The organism is Bradyrhizobium neotropicale (assembly GCF_001641695.1).
Lineage (GTDB): Bacteria > Pseudomonadota > Alphaproteobacteria > Rhizobiales > Xanthobacteraceae > Bradyrhizobium > Bradyrhizobium neotropicale.
Window position 1 is genome coordinate 100,440 of record NZ_LSEF01000024.1, and the last position, 19,538, is coordinate 119,977.

Below are 19,538 nucleotides of genomic sequence, written 5' to 3' on the forward strand. Positions count from 1 at the left end.
GGAAGGAGGCGGCGATGTCGCTCACGAAAGCGGGGCAGGTCTGTTTCTTTCTGGTCTTCGCCCTGACAGCCGCGCCGGCGTCCGCTGCCGAGATGAATGCGGACGCCATCAACTCCGCCCAACCATCGAAGAAGACTCTGTCGAACGAGAAGCCGACGCCGGCAGGCGTTCGGCTGCAGGTGCTCCTGGACAGGGCGCACTTCTCGCCAGGTGAGATCGACGGCAAGTTCGGGGAGAACGCCAGGAAGGCGCTGCGCGCCTATGCGGAAGCCCAGCAGCTTCCGAGCTCGGACGTTCTGACCGAGGACGTCTGGAAGGCGTTGAGCGGGGACGACCGGCCGCTGACGGCGACATACACCATCACCGAGCAGGACGTCGCGGGTCCGTTCCTGAAAAGGCTTCCGTCGAAGATGGAGGACATGAAGGACATCCCGAAGCTCGCCTTCAGCAGTCCGCGCGAAGGCTTGGCCGAGAGATTTCACATGAGCGAGCAGCTGTTGGCGACGCTCAACCCCGGGCGCCGCTTCGATCGCGCCGGCGACACCATCCTCGTCGTGGACATCGCCAGCGGAGAAGGCAGTGCGACGGCCAAGGCCGACAGGGTCGAGATCGACAAGAGCCGGCAGACGGTGAAGCTGTTCGACAAGTCGAATGCTCTGATCGGCTTCTATCCGGCGACCGTCGGAAGCGAAGAAAAGCCGTCGCCTTCGGGCACGCTGAAGGTGACGGAGATCAGCAAGAATCCGACCTACCGCTACAATCCCGCCTATCACTTCAAGGACGTGCGTTCCCGCAAGCCCTTCAAGATCAGGCCCGGTCCGAACAATCCGGTTGGCACGGTCTGGATCAACCTGTCGGCCGAAGGCTACGGCATTCACGGTACGCCTTCGCCGGGGAAGATCTCCAAGGCGCAATCGCACGGCTGCGTGCGTCTCACCAATTGGGACGCCGAACGTGTCGCCGGTAGGGTCTCGAAGGGGACGCCGGTCGCGTTCGTTGAAGGCCCGGGATCATAGCAGCGAGCGTCGGGCCGCCGCACGCGGATCCGGCGCTACTTTGCGATCGGCGTCGTCAGCTCCTTGTCGTCCGTATCCACCACGAAGACGGCAAGCAGCTTCGCAGGCTCGGTATCGCTGGCATTGGCGCTGACGGCATGGCGGTCGCCGGGCTTTTCGGAGAAGTTCTCTCCCTTGTGAAAGACCTTGGCGGGCTCGTCATTGACCTGACTGCGGATGGCCCCTTCCAGCACGGTCGCGTAGATGAACGCAGAGCGCGCATGAATGTGGGCCGGTGAGAAGCCTCCGGGACCATACTCGACCAGTATGCCCTTCATGCTCTTGCCCGGGACATTTGGCAGTGCCTGGTCGAACACGACGGTCACTTTGGCCGCTTTCGCTGGCGGCTGCGTCTCGGCTGCATGAGCCGTCAGGAAAGTTGCGGCGTAAATCGCCGCCGCGATCAGCAATCTGCGCATCGGGATCCCTTCATTTCCCTTGGGTGAATACGGGATGGCGGTTCCTCAGAATCTCGCGAGCCATGTTGCGAGCGGCGTCTTTCCGAGCCGCGCCTCGCCGAGCGGGTTCAGCGAGGTGTCGCTGATGGGAGCGCCGTAATACTGTGCGCTTGGATCTCCGACCACTGGACGGCTGTCGCCGGACGCTTTCAGACGGCGCGCAACGAACTCATTGAAGGGCGCCTTCTCGGGTCCCGCGATATCGATCGTGCCGTTGAGCGGCCGCGCCGTTGCGACCTCCGCGAGGCAATCGACCACGTCGTCCGCAGCGATCGGCTGAAACTGCGCGGAGGGAACGACGATATTGCTCCCGACGGCCCCCATTTCGGCAATGGCGCCGAGGAATTCAAAGAACTGGGTTGCCCGGACGATCGAGTAGGGGACGGAAGATGCCTTGACGATGGTCTCCTGGGCGAGCTTGGCACGAAAATAGGCGATGTCGGGCGACCGCTCGGTTCCCACGATCGACAGCGCGACGTGATGCTTGACGCCCGCGGCGGCCTCCGTCGCGCCGAGATTTTTGCTCGAGCGCTCGAAGAATTCGAGCACGGCGGCAGGCTCCCAGGACGGCGCGTTGGCAACGTCGACGACGACATCCGCGCCCGCCAGCGCCGCGGCGAGGCCTTCCCCGGTTACGGCGTTCACGCCCGATTTTGGCGAGGCTGCTACCGCCTCGTGACCCTGCTGCTTGAGCTTCGCCACGAGCTTGGATCCGATCAATCCGGTTCCGCCGATCACGACAATCTTCATGGTGCGTCTCCTCAGCATTTCGCAAGCGTGAGGTGATGAGGGCCGTCCTCACGCTCTCCTGATGCGGACCACGTTTTACAGGAGCAATGGGGCAAGCTCTTGCCTGGAACCGGCGTTCCTTGCCGGAAAATGCTCCAGACAGTCCGAGCGATGCCACAACAATCGGTAAGGGATCATTCCCTTGTGTCTTGAACGCGCGCCTGCTCGCCGCAAGAAGAGCCGGCCGTCGACGCCTCGCCAAGCAGCCAGTCGCGAAAGGCCGCCAGCCTTGGCAGCGCGGCGCATTCCGGACGATAAACGACGTAATATGCGAGCGCCGATGCCAGCGCGATCTTGGGAAAAAGCCGCACCAGCCGGCCTGCCGCCACATCGTCGCGCGCCATGATGCTGCGCGCCAGCGCTACGCCATGTCCGTCGATCGCCGCCTGCAGCACTGCGGCCGAATTGTTGATCCGCAAGCCCCGTTTCGTTGCGACATCCGGCGCATCCGCCTGTTTGAGCCAGGTGCTCCATGTCGCGAACCCGGCGCGAGAATCCACTGACACATCATGGATGAGCATTTGACCGGCCAGATCGGCTGGTGTGCGCAATCGCCTCCGACGCAGGAGCATTGGTGAGCAGACCGGATATATCTCCTCGTTCATCAGCTTTTGCGCCGTCAGCCCGGGCCAGACCCCGGCGCCATAGCGCACCCCGATGTCGATGCCTTGGGCGGCGTAATCCAGCAGCTTGAGATTGGTATCGAGCCGGACGTCGGTATCCGGCCACGAGGCCTGGAAGTGGTCGATGCGCGGCAAAAGCCACTTGGCCGCGAAGGCCGGGCTGACCGTCACGGTCAGAACGCCGCTCGCCGATCCCTCCTTGAGCCGCTCGAGGCCCAGGCTCAACCGGTCGAACCCGGCGCGTATGTCCGGCAGCGCGCGCTGAGCGATCTCGGTTGCGACGAGCCGCGCCCGCCCGCTGGTGCTCCGATGAAACAAGGGAGTGCCGAGCCACTCCTCGAGACTGCGCACGAGTTGTCCGACGGCCGCGGGCGTCACGTTGAGCTCCGAGGCGGCGGCCGAAAAGCCCTCGTGCCTGGCACTCGCCTCGAAGGCGCGCATCGCATTCAGATAGACGGGCGATCTCATGGTGAGAAGATTTTCTTTTTAGACCAGACTGGCTTACATTTGGGATGAGCTGGGCATCTGTCAATGATAATCCGGAACACGGGCACATACGGCCACCGCTCTGTTGGTGGTGGTGCTGATCCACGCTAAAGATTTTCTTTTCTGCCCGCCAAGATCTTCCCGTTTGCGGAGGCGCCGCCTTTCGAACACCTTCGGTCGGCGTTTCAATTTTTCGGGTGCTCAGCGTGTCGTCGTCGGATCGCGCCGTTCTGATCGTCGGAGCAGGCCTCGCCGGTCTGACCGTGGCCCATCTGATCCACCGTGCGGGTCTCGATTTTCGTCTGCTCGAAGCGCGATTGCGGCTCGGGGGACGCATCCTTTCGGTGGACGAGAAGGGCCTGCCTGCGGGCGATGGTTTCGATCTTGGTCCGTCCTGGTTCTGGCCCGACATGCAGCCGTCGTTGGGCCGGTTGGTCGAAAGTCTCGGCCTCGCAAGCTTCGCTCAGCGGAGTGACGGTGACGTCCTTTTCCATCGCTTCTCGCGCGAAGCCCCACAACGCTTCGGAGGAGTAGGCCAGGCGCCTGTGTCCATGCGGGTCGTCGGCGGCACGGCATCGATCGTAACGGCGCTCGCCGCCGGTCTTCCGGAGGGGAGCATCGAGCTCGGCGCCCGAGCCACAGCCGCGAGGCTGGATGGCGATGAGGTCGAGCTGAGCTTCGTCGACGGGAGCGGCGCCGAACGGATGGATCGGTCGTCGCAGATCGTCTTCGCGCTGCCGCCGCGGCTGCTCGAGGCGACCGTCTCTTTTACGCCTGGCATCGACGCAGTGTCGGCGCGGCGCTGGCGCAATACGCCGACGTGGATGGCTCCGCATGCGAAGTTCTTCGCGGTGTACGACCGACCGTTCTGGCGCGAGAAGGGTCTGTCGGGCACGGCGCAGAGCATGGTGGGCCCGCTCGTCGAAATCCACGATGCCACGACCGCCTCGGGAAAGGCTGCTCTGTTCGGCTTTCTCGGCCTGTCCGGCGAAGACCGCGCATCGCAGGGTAAGGATGCGATCGTGGCGTCGTGCGTCCTGCAATTGGCTCTTCTGTTCGGCCCGGAGGCCGCCGAGCCGCGGGCGACGCTCATCAAGGATTGGGCGACCGATCCCCTTACGGCGACGAACCGGGACCGAGCCGCGGCGGGGCATCCCGTTGCGGATCGGCGCCCATGGGTCGGGGAACGCTGGCGTGATCACATCGTTCTGGCCGGAAGCGAGACAAGCGCTCGCGAGCCTGGCTATCTTGCCGGCGCCGTGAACGCGGCGGAAGGCGCCGCCGCGTCCTTGATCGCGCGCTTGCGCGCACCGCGCCCTCAGGTCGGGTCTCGTCCGGCGCAATCATCTGAAGACGACCATCGGAGGTAAGGATATGAAGCGATCCTATCGCGTCGTTCAGGTCGCGAAGGCCGGCAGGCTCGAAATCGCGGAACGCCAGATGCCTTCGCCCGGCCCGGGCGAAGTGCTGATCGCGATCGAGGCCTGCGGCGTCTGCGGCGCGGATGCTGCCGACATCGACCGCGCCGATCCGGCTCTGCACCCGCCGCGCGTTCCCGGTCATGAAGTGGTGGGGCGCATCGTGGCACTGGGCGCAGCAACGCCGTCGATCTGGAGAATGGGTCAAAGGGTTGGCGTCGGAAGGCTCGGCGGCCATTGCAACGAATGCGTTCAGTGCCGCCGGGGCGAATTCCAGCTCTGTTCCAAGCAGCCCTTCGTCGGATCATCCTGCGACGGAGGCTACGCGGAGATGATGATCGCGCGCGCGACCGCGCTGGTCTCGATTCCGGACGAACTGAGCTCCGAAGAGGCCGCACCGCTGCTCTGCGCGGGCATTGCGACGTTCAACGCGCTCAAGAAGTCGGGTGCGGAAGCCGGCGACACCGTGGTCGTGCAGGGGATCGGCGGGCTGGGACATCTCGCACTTCAGTACGCCAGGAAGATGGGTTTCAGGGTCGTGGCTGTCGGACGCGGCGCGGATATCGCGAATGATGCCCTCGGCCTGGGAGCCCATGTCTACATCGACTCGAAAGAGGACGATGCGCTCGCCCGTCTGCAGAGCTTGGGCGGCGCGAAAGCGATCGTCACCACCATAAGCGATGTTCAGGCGGTCGCAGCGCTCATGGGCGCTCTCGCGCCGCAGGGACGATTGGTGCTGCTGGGGGCGGGACGGGATCCGCTGCCGGTATCTGCGGGACATCTGGTGGTGGGCGAGCGTAGTATATTGGGATCGATCACTGGCACGCCCTTCGAGAACGAAAAGACGCTGGATTTCAGTGTGCTCGCGGGCGTCCGTCCGCGCATCGAGATCGTGCCCTTGGAGAGAGCCGCGGAGGCGGTCGCTCGGATGAGGTCCGGCCAGGCAAAATTCAGAATGGTGTTGACCATGACGGAGCAACGCAATGCGCATCAATGATGATCTGACGGTTCCGGTTATCGTTCACGCCGCACAGCTGCCGTGGAAGCCAAGCCCGTCCCCCGGCGTCGAGCGGCGCATGCTGTTCCGCATCGGCGACGAGGTGGCGCGCGCCACGTCTATCGTGCGATACGCGCCCGATAGCGCATTCCCTCGCCACACCCACGGCGGCGGCGAGGAGGTCGTCGTTCTCGATGGCGTCTTCCAGGACGAACACGGCGACTACCCGGCCGGCAGCTACTACCGCAATCCGCCCGGGACCTCGCACGTTCCCGCATCGAAGGACGGCTGCACGATCTTCGTTCGTCTCTGGCAATTCCGGGACGGCGATCGCGACCAGATCGTGCGACGGCCTGCGGAAGGTCGTCCTCTGGCCCCGAGATCGGGCGCGGCGAGCGCGATCGAACTGTTCGACGACGGCTTCGAAAACGTGCGCATCGAGAGCTGGGTGCCGGGCAGGACGATCACGATCGAGAACCCGCGTGGGCTCGAAGCGCTCGTCCTCGCGGGGAGCTTGTCGATCGGCGATCAGGCGCTGACGTCTCAAGCCTGGATCCGCTTGCCGGCTGGCGAAGCGCTGCGTGCCGTCACAGGTCCAGAGGGTGCGAAGGTTTGGGTGAAGGATGCGCCGCTGATGCATCCGGACGTCTGCCGACTGCCGTGATGGCACCCGATGAGGGCAGGTGGAAAACCATGAACGAGCTGATCCCCGAACGGTATCAACATCTCCGAACGTTCGCCTTCGGCGACAGTCCCGCGCTCGCAGATGAACTACTTGAACTTGTCATGAAGGGAGTCAAGACCGCGACTTGCAGCACAGAGGACGAGCCGAACACCTCTACGCCCGGTGAGCGCTGGGTCGTGCTCGATGGACACGGAGAACCGCGCTGTGTCATCGAAACCACCGAGGTGACATATCGGCGCTTCAATGACGTTGAGGCCGATTTTGCGTTTGATGAGGGAGAGGGCGACCGGAGCCTGGCCTATTGGCGCAGCGCCCATCGGGCCTATTTCGGCCGGCTCGGACGATTCAGCGAGGACATGATGCTGATGTGCGAGCGTTTTCGCCTGGTCGAGGTCTTCGGGGATCTCCCGCCCAGGTGAGCTTGTCACTGGGATTTTCGCTATTTCCCGCGATATCGAAGAGCATCGACCAGCAGGGAGAAGGCAGGCGAAACCTGGCGCCGGCTGGCATAGTAGAGGTGATATCCCGAGAACGGCGGACACCAGTCCGAGAGGACCCGCACCAGGTGTCCTTGCGAGATGTGAGGTTGCACATGGCCCTCGGTCAGGTAGGCGAGGCCGAGGCCCTTGAGCGCACCTTCCAGGAGCAAGCCTGCGCTATTGAACACAAGCTGGCCTTCGACGCGCACATTGAGCTCGCGCCCGTTCTTTTCGAACTCCCAAGCGTAGAGGCTGCCGCCGTGTGTCGGCAGGCGAAGGTTGAGGCAGTTGTGGCTGGTCAGATCCTGCGGCGCCTTGGGCCGCTTGCGCTCGGCGAAGTAGGAAGGCGAGCCCACGACCGCCATCCGTAGGTCGGGGCTGACCCTAACGGCGATCATATCCTTGGCAACGAGTTCGCCGGGACGAATACCCGCGTCGACCTGTTGAGCAACGATGTTGGTCAGCCCGTAATCGATGATCACCTCGACGTGGATCTCGGGGTACTTCGGCAAGATCTTCCCAAGCGCGGGCAGCAATATCTCTGCCGCGGCATACTCCGTCGCCGTGAGGCGAACGGTCCCGGCCGGTTTTTCGCGGAGTTCGCTGAGCGCAGCAAGTTCCAGGTCCATCTCGTTGAACTTGGGTCCGATGCTCACGAACAGGCGTTCTCCAGCCTGAGTGGGCGTGACGCTGCGTGTCGTCCGATTCAGGAGCCTGACGCCAAGTCGCTCTTCGAGATTCCGGATGATCTGGCTGAGCGCGGACTGCGTCATGCCGAGCTTCGCCGCGGCCCGCGTGAAACTGCGTTCCCTCGCGACCGCGAGGAAGGCGAGGAGATCGCTCGCGTCGTCTCGATGCATTGATAAGCCACACTAATGACTGCATACGAAATCTATCACCTAATCGCGCGGGACGGAAAGTCCTAGGTTCAGGTCGGCTATTTGGCCCGATCGAAACGGCGCGAGGTCTTGCGCCTACGCAGCAACATCTGGGAGCCATCTCAATGGACTACACGCATCTCGGCCGGACTGGCCTGAAGGTGAGCCGGCTTGCGCTGGGCACCATGAACTTCGGCGAGCTCACCGACGAGGCGACCAGCTTCGCAATCATGGACGAAGCGCTGGAGGCTGGCATCAGTTTCTTCGATACGGCGGATGTCTATGGCGGTCCGCAATCGCCCGACATGGAGAAAGGTTTCGGCATCTCCGAGGAGATCATCGGTCGCTGGCTCGCGCAGGGCGGCCGGCGCGAGAAGATCGTGCTGGCGACCAAGGTGTACCAGCCGATGGAGACCGGACCGAACGATCGCCGGCTCTCCGCCTATCACATCCGCCGCGCCTGCGACGCCAGCCTGCGCCGGCTGCAGACGGATCACATCGATCTCTATCAGATGCACCACATCGATCGGGCGACGCCCTGGGAGGAGATCTGGCAGGCCATGGAGCAGCTTATCCGCGAGGGCAAGGTCACCTATGTCGGCAGCAGCAACTTCGCGGGCTGGGATATCGCCACCGCACAGTGCGCGGCCGCAGCGCGCAACCAGCTCGGCCTCGCCTCCGAGCAGAGCCTCTACAATCTAGCTCAGCGCACCATCGAGCTGGAGGTGATCCCGGCGCTGCGTCATTTCGGTGTCGGCCTCATTCCCTGGAGCCCGATCGGAATGGGGCTGTTGGGCGGCGTATTGCGCAAGATCGCGGGAGGACGGCGGGCCTCGCCTGTGCTCCAGATGCGGATCGACAAGCTGCGGCCGCAGCTCGAAGCTTATGAAGCGCTCTGCGACGAACTGGGCGAGGCGCCCTCCGACGTGGCGCTCGCCTGGGTGCTCCACAACCCCATCGTCACCGCGGCAATCAGCGGCCCCCGGACGGTGGAGCAGCTCAGCCAGAATCTGAAGTCGGCGTCTTTGATCCTTTCGCGGGAGACGATGGCGAAGCTCGACAAGATCTGGCCCGGTCCGGGCGGCGAGGCGCCGGTTGCCTATGCCTGGTAGCGCCAGCGGCCCATCAATGTCGGCGATCGCGGGGAACGAGGAGAGGTCGGCGGCTCTAACGCTGCTGCCGATCATGGCGGTGGTGTTCGTCGCCTTTCTCGTCATCGGCTTCGCGCTGCCCGTTCTGCCGCTTCACGTACACGATGGTCTGGGGCTCGGCACGTTCGTGGTCGGCCTCGTCGCGGGCAGCCAGTTCGCGGCCTCGCTGATCTCGCGGCCGTGGGCCGGCCACTATTCCGACAGGCGGGGCGCGAAACGCGGCGTCGTCGTCGGACTGCTGGCAGCCGCGACCTCAGGGCTGCTCTATTTGCTGTCGCTCGGACTCAGTGGCGCTCCACTGGCCTCGGTCGCCGTTCTCCTGCTCGGGCGAGGGCTGCTCGGCGCTGCGGAGAGTTTTGTCATCACATCGGCGGTGAGTTGGGGCCTCGCGCTGGTCGATCGGGGGAGCACCGGCAAGGTGATCGCCTGGGTCGGTTCGGCGATGTTCGCCGCCTTCGCGATCGGCGCGCCGGCCGGCTCGGCGCTCTATTCGGCCTACGGTTTTGCGGCCGTCGCATTCGCCACATCAGCGGCGCCGCTCGCGACACTGCTGCTGGTTGCGCCCCTGCGCAATGTCGCTCCGGTGCAGCAGTCCCGTGTCTCGTTCGCCGATGTGGCCGGTGCCGTCTGGGTCCCGGGTCTCGGCTCGGCGCTGGGCAGCGTCGGCTTCGGCGCGGTCACCACGTTCGTTGCCTTGCTGTTCGCGAACCGCGGATGGGCGGGCGGATGGCTCGCCTACACGGCTTACGCCACGGCTTTCATTCTGGCCCGGCTGTTCTTCAGCCACGTCGCCGATGCGATCGGCGGGGCAAAGGTCGCGCTCTCTTGCGCCCTGATCGAAGCCGCCGGCCAGGCGCTGATCTGGTTGGCCACGCGTCCCGAGATGGCCCTCGCCGGCGCCGCGCTCACCGGCTTCGGCTTCTCGCTGGTCTATCCCGGCTTCGGGGTCGAAGCGGTGCGCCGCGTGTCGGCGCAAAGTCGCGGCCTCGCCATGGGCGCCTACACCGCCTTTCTCGATCTGGCGCAGGGACTGGCGAGTCCCGCGCTGGGATTGATCGCAACCGGAGCAAGGCTGAATGTCGTATTTCTCGCAAGCAGCATGACCGTGCTCTGCGCCGCGCTCGTCGCAGCGTGGCTGATGGCGCATCCGGCCGCGATGGAGGGAAATGCGCAATGAGGCGGATCGAAGCGACCTCGTGTTCGTTCTCTGTCATCGCCACCGCCGCGGCGCGCCGGGAGCCGCGGACATGACGATCACACGCAGGCACGTGCTCGTCGCCGCCGGCGCTGCCGTGTCGATCGGGATCAGCCGGACGCATGCGCAAAAATTGGAACCAGTGAAGGAGCGTGATATGGACATCGACATCAAGAGAAACGGGTCGCGACCCTCGCAGAAGGGCCCGGAAGATTGGTTCACCGGCGCGGTCCGCATCGATCCGCTGTTTCAGGCGACGGAGCCGGCGCGCGCGAATGCCGCCCAGGTGACGTTTGAGCCGGGCGCCCGAACGGCCTGGCACACGCATCCGCTCGGCCAGACGCTCATCGTCACCGCAGGGCTCGGCTGGGTGCAGCGCGACGGCGGCCCGGTCGAGGAGATCCGGCCCGGCGACATCGTGTGGTTTCCTCCGGGCCTGAAGCATTGGCACGGCGCCTCCTCGACCACCGCCATGACGCACATCGCCATCCAGGAATCGGCCGGCGGCAAGACCGTGGACTGGATGGAGAAGGTCAGTGACGAGCAGTATAGGAAGTGATGGATGAGTGTGCGACGTGCAGCGTCACGGACGCTGAGGCTGCCGCGATCGGGGACGAAGGTTCGCTTGGGGGCTGGGGTGGCGAACCGCCCGATATTCGCAGGTTGCGCCTGTTTTGCCCGACATGTCAAACGGGTTGGATCGGCGCAATAGGTCGCACCAACAGCCCCGCGCTACTTTGCATGGGGTTGTTTTTCAGATTTTTGGTCGAGCCCGCGAACCGGCCGATTTTCCGCATCGGCCGCGTCGGGCCTCACGGCCCGCAGACGATCACCCCGTACCAGCCGAGCCCGCGATAGGTCTCGTAGCCGGGCGTGGCGTGGAAGGCGACGAGGGCCCCCGAGCGGTCGTGATAGAAGCCGGAGCGCTGGCCGTTGAGCGAGAGCGAGATGCGCTCGCTCAAGATGCCCTGGCCGTCGGAGGAGGCGATCACGCGAAGGTTCGAGTCGACCAGCAGGACGCGCGCCTTGTCGCTGTCGCCGATGCGCACGCCCTGCACGATGGCGCGGGCCTGCGCCTCCCAGTCGAAATGGATGGCGAGCACGCCGATCGGCGCGCCATTGGCCTGGCCATCGGCGCGCACGCTGGCGCAATAGGTCGCGACCTGCGCATTGCCGAGCAGCGGCTGGTTCTCGACGTCGCCGGCGACATAGTCGTCGCCGGAGCGCAAGGACCGCGCCTCGCGAAACCACTTCGTGCCGGCGACGTTCTGGCCGACCACGCGAAAGCGATCGGCGCGGCCGTTGGCGATGACGTTACCTTCGAGGTCGCAGAGCCAGAGATCGAGATAGACGGTGTAGGCGCCGAGGATCACGCCCAGGCGCTGCGAGGCATGGCTGACTGCGGCCGCGCTCGGCGACGCCGCGCAATCGACGACGGCGGAGTCGGTCGCCCACCAGCGCACATCGCAGGTGCGTTCATAGAGGTTGCGGTCGATCAGCTCGACGGCGTTGAGCGACAGATCGACCATGCGCTCGCCGCGCGAGCGCTGGCTCATCCGCTCGATCGAGGCGACGAGGTCGCCGGTGCGTTTTGTCAGTTGAGTCTCGAGCTCGCGTGCGATGGTCTCGACCTGCTGGCCGACGCCACGCACCTCCTGCGCCACCACCGCGAAGCCCGCGCCTTGCGCGCCGGCACGCGAGCTCTCGATCAGCGCGTTGAGCGCCAGCATCTTCATCTGGTTGGTGATCTGTTGGATCGACTTGGTCTTGTCGACCGCGATCTGGTTGACCTCCGCGGTGAGGCGGTTGATCAGCGCGGAGATGTCGGAATCATCATCAGTGGGTTCAGTGGATCCGGTTGCAATCGGCCTGGCCTTCAGACCCAGCGCAGCAGACATAGGGGATTTCCCTTGGCAATGAGGTCTGACCTGCAACGAACGCGGAACAACAAATTACAGATCGAATACGAGCCTTTTTCGAAGATTCCGCCTAACGCCCACTTAATTTGCTGTCCGCGTGACTGCTCAAATGGTAGTCAGATCGCTCAGCAATTCGGCAATCCACCGCTTTCTGGGGCGTGGAGATTGCAAATTGCCGGGGATTGCCGACGAATCCTCTGATCCAAGGCGGCCGCCCGCGCCGCTATTCTTACCCGACCGCTCGAACACGCTCGAATCATGACGCCGCCCGCCACAGCCTTGCCCGTCGAAATGCCTCAGGCGTTTCTTGGCGTGGCGCGCTCGCTCACTGACAAGCTCTGGCGCGACCGCCTGGACGCACGCGGGGCGGCGAGAGCGCTCGCCATCGTGCAGCGCCACCAGCTGCCGGAGCTGCTTGCGCGGGTGCTGGCCGGGCGCGGCGTCGACATCGACGCGGTCGCCGACTTCCTCGATCCGACCATCCGCAAGCTGCTGCCCGATCCGTTCACCGTGACGGAGATGGAGGCCGCCGCCAAGCGCATCGCCGATGCCGCAGCGAAAGGCGAGAAGGTCGCGATCTTCGGCGACTACGATGTCGACGGCGCGACCTCGGCGGCGCTGCTGGCGTGGCACCTGCGCCATTGCGGGCTCGACCCGCTGATCCACATTCCCGACCGCATCTTCGAGGGCTATGGCCCCAACGTCGAAGCTGTTCGTGCGTTGGCCGCGAAGGGCGCGACGCTGCTCGTCACCGTCGATTGCGGCACCACCAGCATCGAGCCGCTGGCCGAGGCCAGGCGGCTCGGCATGTCCGTGGTCGTGATCGATCACCATCAATGCGGGTTCGACCTTCCGGAGGTCGATGCGCTGGTCAATCCGAACCGGCCCGATGATCTCTCCGGCCTCGGCCATCTCGCAGCCGTTGGCCTCGTGCTGGTCACGCTGGTCGCCGTCAATCGCGAGCTGCGCCAGCGCGGCTTCTGGACTAGTGAAATGCCCGAGCCCGACCTGCTCGGCATGCTGCATCACGTCGCGCTCGGCACGGTCGCCGACGTGGCGCCGCTGATCGGGCTGAACCGTGCCTTCGTCGCCAAGGGGCTGATCGCGATGCGGCGGCGCGACCATGTCGGCCACACCGCGCTGATGGACGTGGCGCGCCTCAACGGCCCGCCGGAGGCCTGGCATCTCGGCTTCATGCTCGGACCGCGCGTCAATGCCGGCGGCCGTATCGGCCGCGCCGATCTCGGCGTACGGCTGCTGCTGGAAGGCGACAGCGTCGAAGCCGCGCGGATCGCCGCCGAGCTCGACCGCCTCAACAACGAGCGCCGCGTCATCGAGCAGGCGGCGGAAGCTCAGGCTGAAGCCGAGGCGCTGGCCTCGATCGGGTTCGAGGACAAGCTCGGCGTCATCGTCACCGCCTCCGAGGGCTGGCATCCCGGCGTGGTCGGGCTGGTCGCCTCGCGCCTGAAGGAGAAGTTTTCGCGACCGGCCTTCGCGATCGCGCTGGAGCCCGGCGGCATCGGCACCGGCTCGGGCCGCTCGATCGCCGGCGTCGATCTCGGCAAGGCTGTGCGGCAGGCGGTTGCCGACGGCATTCTGCTCAAGGGCGGCGGGCACGCGATGGCCGCGGGCGTGACGCTGCGAAAAGAAAAGCTGGCCGAATTCCGTGCCTATCTCGAAAATGCGCTGGCGCACGACGTTGCAGAAGCGCGCCACGTCAACGAGCTCTATATCGACGGAGCGGTGTCCGCGCGCGCGGTGACGCCGGAGCTTGCGACCACGCTCAATCGCGCCGGACCCTTTGGCAGCGGCAATCCGGAAGCCGTGCTGGCGCTGCCGGCGCATCAGCTCGTCTATGCCGACGAGGTCGGGCAGGCGCATCTGCGCCTGCGCTTCAAGTCCGGCGACGGCGCGATCGTCAACGGCATCGCATTCCGGTCCGTCGGCCAGAAGCTCGGCAATGCGCTGGTGGCCAACCGCGGCCAGCAGCTGCATGTTGCTGGTGCGCTGTCGGTCGACCGCTACCAGGGGGCCGAGCGCGTGCAGTTTCGCGTCATCGACGTCGCGCTACCGGATCAGGGCCCCTCCGTGATTAGATAACGCATGATCCGGAAAAGTGCGAAGCGGTTTTCCGACAAGATCATGCGTAAAAAATAGATCGCTCAAACAACAAAAAAGGGAGTGAACATGGCAGGGCAGGTTGAGGGCAAGGTCGCGCTGGTGACGGGCGGCGCCTCCGGCATCGGCGAAGCGATCGTGGAGCTGTTCGCGCGTGAGGGTGCGGCCGTCGTCATCACTGACATCGACGAGCTCAGGGGGCCGGAGCTCGCGAGCCGCATCACCAGGGCGGGCGGCAAGGCGATTTTCCTGGAGCAGGACGTCACCAGCGAGGAGCGTTGGGTCGAGATCGTTGCCGAGGTCGCAAAGCGCTACGGCCGGCTCGATATCCTGGTCTCCAATGCCGGCATCGGCATTGCCGTGCCCTCGATCGTCGACATGACGCTCGGTGACTGGCGCAGGCAGAACGCGATCAATCTCGATGGCGTGTTCCTGTCGGTCAAGCACTGCCTGCCCTTGATGCGCAAGACCGGCGGCGGCTCGATCATCATGATGTCCTCGCTTGCGGGCCTGCGCGGTGCGCCGGGGCTGTCGGCCTATTCGGCGACCAAGGGCGGCGTGCGGCTGTTCGCAAAATCCATCGCGATGGAGTGTGCGGGGGCGGGCGACGGCATCCGCGTCAACTCCGTGCATCCCGGCATCATCGATACGCCGATCTGGGGCAAGATTCCGACCGGCGCCACCGGCGCGAGCCAGAACGCGCCGATTGATCCCGAGGAGCGGGCCAGGGGCGCAACGCCGCTCGGTCGCGCCGGCCAGGCCGCGGATATCGCGAGCGGCGTGCTGTATCTGGCCTCTGACGCCTCTCGCTACGTCACCGGCAGCGAGCTCGTCATCGACGGCGGCATGAACGCAGGGAGCGCGCCGCGGCGGACGTGAACCGCGCAGGGCAGGGTGGCGGTCGGGAGGGGCTGACGCGCGGGCGTCGGCCCTGTAGAACGCCGGCGTCTCCGATCGAAAGAGGTTTCCCTCGCCATGGCGCACAGCCTTCACGCCTCCTCACCCGCGCCCCATCGCTCGAACCGGCCGGACCTCGCCACCGACGCGATCCGCACCGCGCGCGAGGATCTTGCCGCCTGCTTCCGGATGGCGGCGCGCAACGGCTTTGAGGAGGGCATCTGCAACCACTTCTCCGCGGTGGTGCCGGGCCATGACGATCTCTTCCTCGTCAACCCCTATGGCTACGCCTTCCGCGAGCTCACCGCCTCAAAGCTCCTGATCTGCGACTTCCATGGCAACGTGCTCGACGGCGAGGGCGTGCCCGAGGCGACCGCGTTCTACATCCATGCCGAGATGCACAAGCGCCTGCCGCACGCTAAGGTCGCTTTCCACACCCACATGCCCTACGCCACCGCGCTGTCGATGACCGAGGGTGACCCCTTGATCTGGGCCGGCCAGACCGCGCTGAAATTCTACGGCCGCACGGCTGTCGACCGCGACTACAACGGCCTCGCGCTCGACAACCGCGAGGGCGCGCGCATCGCCTCCGCCGTCGGCGATGCCGACATCGTCTTCATGAAGCATCACGGCGTGATGGTGTTGGCGCCGACCATCGCAGAGGCCTGGGACGATCTCTATTATCTCGAGCGCGCCGCCGAGGTGCAGGTGCTGGCGATGTCGACGGGACGGAAAGTGCTGCCCGTCGATCCCGCAATTGCGGCCGAGACCTACAAGCAGATGCGCGAGGGCGATTCCGAATCCGCGCGTCTGCATCTCGCCGCGATCCGCCGCCAGCTCGATGCGGAAGAGCCGCAGTACCGGCACTAGGGCGAAGTGCTACACTCTCCACATCGTCATTCCGGGGCGAGGCGAAGCCTCGAACCCGGAAGCCATCGTGCAGCAAGCGAGGTGGAAAAATGGATTCCGGGCTCGCGTCGATTGGCGGAATGACGGGCAATAGAGCGCGCCCTACGATCCCTGCCGCAGCTTCGCCAGCACTTTCAGCCCGCCATAACCATCGGCCGGTGTGATTCCGGCGCGCTGTTGAAAATCCTTGATCGCCTTCATCGTGTCATTGCCGACGCGGCCGTCGGTGCCGCCGGTATCGAAGCCCGCCTTGGTCAGCCGCGTCTGCATCTCCTGCACCTCCGCGAGCGTCAGCGCGCGCTCGGAGCCGGGGAAGGGCTGGATGAAGGGCGGTGCGCCGAGGCAGCGGTCGCCGAGATGGCAGATCGCCAGCGCATAGTTCATCGAGGGATTGTAGCTCTTCACCGAATAGAAATTCGGTCCGAGCAGGAACGTCGGTCCACCCGCGACCGGCGTCCACATTTGCGCGGATGCGTTCGGCTGCGGAAACGGCTGGCCGTCGGCACGGGTGATGCCGGCCGATGCCCAGGCCGCATAGGTGCGGTTGCCGCTCATGTTGCCGGAGGCGCGCACCTCGTAGCCCCAATGCTCGCCGCGATGCCACTTGCCGCGATTAACCAGGTATTTGGCCGTCGATCCCAGCGCATCGTCGGGCTTGCCGAATGGCGACACCTTGCCGTCGCCGTCATAGTCGATGCCGACATTGAGCCAGACCTCCGGCATCCATTGCGAGTGGCCCATGGCGCCGGCCCAGGAGCCGTTCATCTCCTCCGGCGTGCTCCAGCCTTTGTCGACGATGCGCAGAGCGTTGATCAGTTCGGTCTCCCAATAGGCTTTGCGCCGCGGCTCGTTCCAGGCGAGCGCCGCAAGCGAGGGAAATACCGGCGTCATATGGTTCTGCTGCACCAAGGGATCGCCATAGGCTGACTCCACGCCCCACAGCGCCAGCAGCGTGCCACGCTCGACGCCGAAATCGCGCTCGATGCGCGCGAACAGCGCTTCGTTGTTCTTCAGCGCGATCTTGCCGTTGATGATGCGCCGGTCGGAAACGCGACGGTTGATGTATTGCCAGACCTGCTCGTTGAATTCCGGCTGGTTGCGGATCTGCTTGAACACGCTCATGTCGGGCTCGACCCGTGCCATCGCGCGTTGCCATGTCGCGGCCGAAATGCCTTTCGCCATCGCACGCGCGCGAAAGCTTTCGCGCCACTCGTCGAAGCCGGGCGGGGCGGCAAGGGTGCGCGCGGGCGAGGCGAGCAAGGCGGTCGCGCCAAGTGCGGATTGCAGCAGGGCGCGGCGGGTGGGATTGGCCGAGGAATCAGCTTGTTTCATGCGCGCATTCTAGCGGGAAACAGGGCCGCCGTGAGTCGGTTCCTGAGGCCGTGCGGTTGAGTTCCCGCGCAGGCTCGCGCGCGGCACGGAATGGGCAAGACCCAACTCACTGTTCCCGCGGAACAAAGTGTCGCACTGCCGCATTCCCTCGACACCACGATGCTGGAGCCGCTTGCAGCCCGGATCAATACGATTTGGAGGATGATGAAGATACGCACGCACTCAGAGAGTCATGTCGTTGAACTCGATGACGGATCGAGGTGGCAGATCTTCCCCGGTGATCTCGATCTGACATTGAGCTGGAAACCCGACACGGAGCTGCACGTCGAACCGCACGGCGATCGGGTGAGCTCGCATGTGCTGGTCAATCCCGAAGACCATAGTTGTGTGCGGGTGATTGCATCGGGTGAGACCTGGCCCGCCGGCGAGGTCAGGAATGCATTGAGAGACGGGTAGGACCGTTTCGCGCCAATCCAAAATCCCAATCTTTGAGCCTGTCGCTTTGCAGACCGTGCGGCAGGCGCCGCAACCATCGCCTAATCGTCGTCCTGCAATTCGGTTGCAACGTTGGAGAGCCAGCGCCGGATCGTGGTTTCCGCCTCGGAATCCAGGCCCGCTGCGAGGCGCTTCTCCAGCGCGATGACGCGTTCCCGGCACGCCCTGAGCAGCGTCGCGCCGCGCGCGGTCAGCGTCCATTGCTGGATGCGGCCGTGGACGGGATGCGGCGTCATGAGAATCGCGCCGTCGCGCTCGAGGTTGCGGATGATCACGCCGACGGTCTGCGGCGTCAGGAAGGTGAGGCGGGCGACGTCGGCACCGGACAGGCCCGGATAGGCGTTGAGCATGGTCAGCACGGCGAACTGCGGCGACGTCACGCCGAGATCGGCGAGGGTTCGTTCCATCTTCAGCCGGACGGCTGCATGGGCCTGACGCAGAAGATAGCCGAGATAGCCTTGCTCCCCGCGCTTGCCTTCGCCGGGCGCGGGCACGCGCACCGGACTATCGGCGGCCCGTCCGGCCGCTTCTCGCCGGGGGCGCGCTTTTCGACCTGGTTGCGATCTCGTGATGTCAGCCCGCTTGCGGTCCATATAAGAACTCTCATACAATGTAAGAATTCTTATAATATCACGAGGTGAACGAAATGCCACATGCCCGCAGCGAGTACGAAGATTTCAAGCGGCTCGCGCCCGATGCCTATGATCTGGTGCTCGCGCTCGGTCAGCTCGCAGCCAAGGCCGGCCTCGACAAGCAGCTCCTCGAGCTGGTCAAGCTACGTGCTTCGCAGATCAACGGCTGTGCCTTCTGCGTGCAGCATCACGTTCTCCTCTCGGAGCGCATCGGCGTGTCCGCGGACAAGCTCCACCTGGTCGCGGTCTGGCGGGAGGCGCCGATCTTCTCTGCACGCGAGCGCGCGGCGCTGGCCTGGGCTGAAGCGCTGACTTTGCTGCCGAATGGGGTCAGCGAGGAGGACTATGCGGAGGCCGCCCGCGAATTCTCTGAAACGGAGCTGACATATCTGACCTCGGCGATCGCCTCGATCAACGTCTGGAACCGGTTTGGCGCGGCCTTTCGCTGGACGCCGGCGAAGCGGCCGGCCGCGGCGAATGCAGCGGCGTCCTGATCGCGAGGAGAGGAGGTTGCCATGACAACAATGATGATGACCGCCGCGCCGCGGCCAATGCCGTCGCGGTCGATGTTGCTTGCCGTCGTTGCCGGGCTCGGCTTCGCGCTCGCGATCGGCAAGGCGTTGCCGGTGACGATGGACACGGTATCAGGTGTACTCGCGCCGCTGTGTGCGACGGCTGCCGAGAGCTCGCCGCTCGACAAGGTCGAGCCGATCGCGTCCTACGCGCTGCCGAACGTGCCGGGCAAGCGCGTCACCATCGTGCGCGTCTTCTACGGGCCCGGCGGATTCTCCCGGCCGCATCGCCACGCGGGCTCGGTGACCGCTTACATCACCAAGGGCGAGATCCGCTCCCAGCTCGGCGGCGGCCCGGTCGAGACCTTTGGCGTCGGCCAGTCCTTCTTCGAACCACCCGGTTCGACGCATCTGGTGTCGGCCAACGCCAGCAGCACGGAGCCGGCGGAATTAATCGCTGTGTTCGTGGCCGACGAGGGCGCACAGCTCACGACGCTTTTGGAGTAATCC

21 protein-coding genes are annotated in these 19,538 nt (G+C 65.2%); 14 read left to right on the forward strand and 7 right to left on the reverse strand.

Annotated elements, in window-relative coordinates; translation table 11 throughout:
* Window positions 1-14: 14 nt before the first annotated feature.
* Window positions 15-1,016 carry a L,D-transpeptidase family protein gene (locus AXW67_RS03670; protein WP_063676696.1) on the forward strand — a complete coding sequence of 334 codons (1,002 nt, stop codon included), beginning with the start codon at window positions 15-17 and terminating at the stop codon, window positions 1,014-1,016.
* 35 nt (window positions 1,017-1,051) lie between these two features.
* On the opposite strand, the gene AXW67_RS03675 is transcribed toward AXW67_RS03670, so the two are convergent.
* The 3 genes from AXW67_RS03675 to gcvA all read right to left on the reverse strand — a co-directional run bounded on the left by AXW67_RS03675 (window position 1,052) and on the right by gcvA (window position 3,366).
* A complete protein-coding gene (locus tag AXW67_RS03675; RefSeq protein WP_063676698.1) occupies window positions 1,052-1,474 on the reverse strand; it encodes a cupin domain-containing protein in 423 nt (140 codons plus the stop codon).
* 45 nt (window positions 1,475-1,519) lie between these two features.
* Window positions 1,520-2,263: an SDR family oxidoreductase gene (locus AXW67_RS03680; RefSeq protein ID WP_063676700.1), complete on the reverse strand. Its 744-nt coding sequence runs from the start codon at window positions 2,261-2,263 to the stop codon at window positions 1,520-1,522.
* Window positions 2,264-2,436: 173 nt separating this feature from the next.
* Window positions 2,437-3,366: a transcriptional regulator GcvA gene (gcvA, locus tag AXW67_RS03685; RefSeq protein WP_245315400.1), complete on the reverse strand. Its 930-nt coding sequence runs from the start codon at window positions 3,364-3,366 to the stop codon at window positions 2,437-2,439.
* A gap of 251 nt (window positions 3,367-3,617) precedes the next feature.
* Between gcvA and AXW67_RS03690 the strand changes: the two genes are divergently transcribed.
* From AXW67_RS03690 to AXW67_RS03705, 4 genes are read left to right on the forward strand one after another with little or no spacing between them, the layout of a single operon-like run.
* Window positions 3,618-4,781, forward strand: coding sequence for a flavin monoamine oxidase family protein (locus AXW67_RS03690; RefSeq protein WP_063676789.1), 1,164 nt, complete (start codon window positions 3,618-3,620; stop codon window positions 4,779-4,781).
* 4 nt (window positions 4,782-4,785) lie between these two features.
* Window positions 4,786-5,826 carry an alcohol dehydrogenase catalytic domain-containing protein gene (locus tag AXW67_RS03695; RefSeq protein WP_063676704.1) on the forward strand — a complete coding sequence of 347 codons (1,041 nt, stop codon included), beginning with the start codon at window positions 4,786-4,788 and terminating at the stop codon, window positions 5,824-5,826.
* Entirely contained in the window at window positions 5,813-6,490 is a 678-nt protein-coding gene (locus AXW67_RS03700) for a cupin domain-containing protein (RefSeq protein WP_063676706.1), read from the forward strand. The genes AXW67_RS03695 and AXW67_RS03700 overlap by 14 nt, the downstream gene beginning before the upstream one ends.
* 29 nt (window positions 6,491-6,519) lie before the next feature.
* Complete coding sequence (locus AXW67_RS03705; RefSeq protein WP_063676708.1) at window positions 6,520-6,930, forward strand: ASCH domain-containing protein; 411 nt, start codon at window positions 6,520-6,522, stop codon at window positions 6,928-6,930.
* Between the two features lie 20 nt (window positions 6,931-6,950).
* Here AXW67_RS03705 and AXW67_RS03710 read toward each other — a convergent pair whose 3' ends face one another.
* Window positions 6,951-7,850: a LysR family transcriptional regulator gene (locus tag AXW67_RS03710; protein WP_063676710.1), complete on the reverse strand. Its 900-nt coding sequence runs from the start codon at window positions 7,848-7,850 to the stop codon at window positions 6,951-6,953.
* 143 nt (window positions 7,851-7,993) lie between these two features.
* Between AXW67_RS03710 and AXW67_RS03715 the strand changes: the two genes are divergently transcribed.
* From AXW67_RS03715 to AXW67_RS03725, 3 genes are all read left to right on the forward strand, one after another.
* Window positions 7,994-8,980, forward strand: coding sequence for an aldo/keto reductase (locus AXW67_RS03715; RefSeq protein WP_063676712.1), 987 nt, complete (start codon window positions 7,994-7,996; stop codon window positions 8,978-8,980).
* Between the two features lie 16 nt (window positions 8,981-8,996).
* The gene (locus AXW67_RS03720; protein WP_063676714.1) at window positions 8,997-10,196 is read left to right on the forward strand and encodes an arabinose transporter; all 1,200 of its coding nucleotides are present in this window, start codon (window positions 8,997-8,999) and stop codon (window positions 10,194-10,196) included.
* Window positions 10,197-10,377: 181 nt separating this feature from the next.
* A complete protein-coding gene (locus AXW67_RS03725; RefSeq protein WP_063676790.1) occupies window positions 10,378-10,773 on the forward strand; it encodes a (R)-mandelonitrile lyase in 396 nt (131 codons plus the stop codon).
* A gap of 253 nt (window positions 10,774-11,026) precedes the next feature.
* On the opposite strand, the gene AXW67_RS03730 is transcribed toward AXW67_RS03725, so the two are convergent.
* Window positions 11,027-12,112 carry a methyl-accepting chemotaxis protein gene (locus AXW67_RS03730; RefSeq protein WP_063676716.1) on the reverse strand — a complete coding sequence of 362 codons (1,086 nt, stop codon included), beginning with the start codon at window positions 12,110-12,112 and terminating at the stop codon, window positions 11,027-11,029.
* Window positions 12,113-12,391: 279 nt separating this feature from the next.
* Here AXW67_RS03730 and recJ point away from each other — a divergent pair, with 279 nt between their 5' ends.
* The 3 genes from recJ (at window position 12,392) to AXW67_RS03745 (ending at window position 16,018) form a co-directional block, all read left to right on the forward strand.
* Window positions 12,392-14,233: a single-stranded-DNA-specific exonuclease RecJ gene (gene recJ / locus AXW67_RS03735; protein WP_063676717.1), complete on the forward strand. Its 1,842-nt coding sequence runs from the start codon at window positions 12,392-12,394 to the stop codon at window positions 14,231-14,233.
* 87 nt (window positions 14,234-14,320) lie between these two features.
* A complete protein-coding gene (locus AXW67_RS03740) occupies window positions 14,321-15,130 on the forward strand; it encodes an SDR family NAD(P)-dependent oxidoreductase (RefSeq protein ID WP_063676718.1) in 810 nt (269 codons plus the stop codon).
* A gap of 96 nt (window positions 15,131-15,226) precedes the next feature.
* A complete protein-coding gene (locus AXW67_RS03745) occupies window positions 15,227-16,018 on the forward strand; it encodes an aldolase (protein ID WP_063676719.1) in 792 nt (263 codons plus the stop codon).
* Window positions 16,019-16,159: 141 nt separating this feature from the next.
* Here the strand turns inward: AXW67_RS03745 and AXW67_RS03750 are convergent, their stop codons facing one another.
* A complete protein-coding gene (locus AXW67_RS03750; RefSeq protein WP_063676720.1) occupies window positions 16,160-17,389 on the reverse strand; it encodes a lytic murein transglycosylase in 1,230 nt (409 codons plus the stop codon).
* Between the two features lie 90 nt (window positions 17,390-17,479).
* On the opposite strand from AXW67_RS03750, the gene AXW67_RS40145 reads away from it, so the two are divergent.
* On the forward strand, window positions 17,480-17,845 hold the full coding sequence (locus AXW67_RS40145) for a hypothetical protein (protein ID WP_245315402.1): 366 nt from the start codon (window positions 17,480-17,482) through the stop codon (window positions 17,843-17,845).
* Window positions 17,846-17,925: 80 nt separating this feature from the next.
* Here AXW67_RS40145 and AXW67_RS03755 read toward each other — a convergent pair whose 3' ends face one another.
* The gene (locus AXW67_RS03755) at window positions 17,926-18,477 is read right to left on the reverse strand and encodes a MarR family winged helix-turn-helix transcriptional regulator (RefSeq protein ID WP_063676721.1); all 552 of its coding nucleotides are present in this window, start codon (window positions 18,475-18,477) and stop codon (window positions 17,926-17,928) included.
* 53 nt (window positions 18,478-18,530) lie between these two features.
* Between AXW67_RS03755 and AXW67_RS03760 the strand changes: the two genes are divergently transcribed.
* Both AXW67_RS03760 and AXW67_RS03765 read left to right on the forward strand, forming a co-directional pair.
* Window positions 18,531-19,010 carry a carboxymuconolactone decarboxylase family protein gene (locus AXW67_RS03760; RefSeq protein ID WP_063676723.1) on the forward strand — a complete coding sequence of 160 codons (480 nt, stop codon included), beginning with the start codon at window positions 18,531-18,533 and terminating at the stop codon, window positions 19,008-19,010.
* Between the two features lie 21 nt (window positions 19,011-19,031).
* A complete protein-coding gene (locus AXW67_RS03765; protein ID WP_027553581.1) occupies window positions 19,032-19,535 on the forward strand; it encodes a cupin domain-containing protein in 504 nt (167 codons plus the stop codon).
* Window positions 19,536-19,538: the final 3 nt, after the last annotated feature.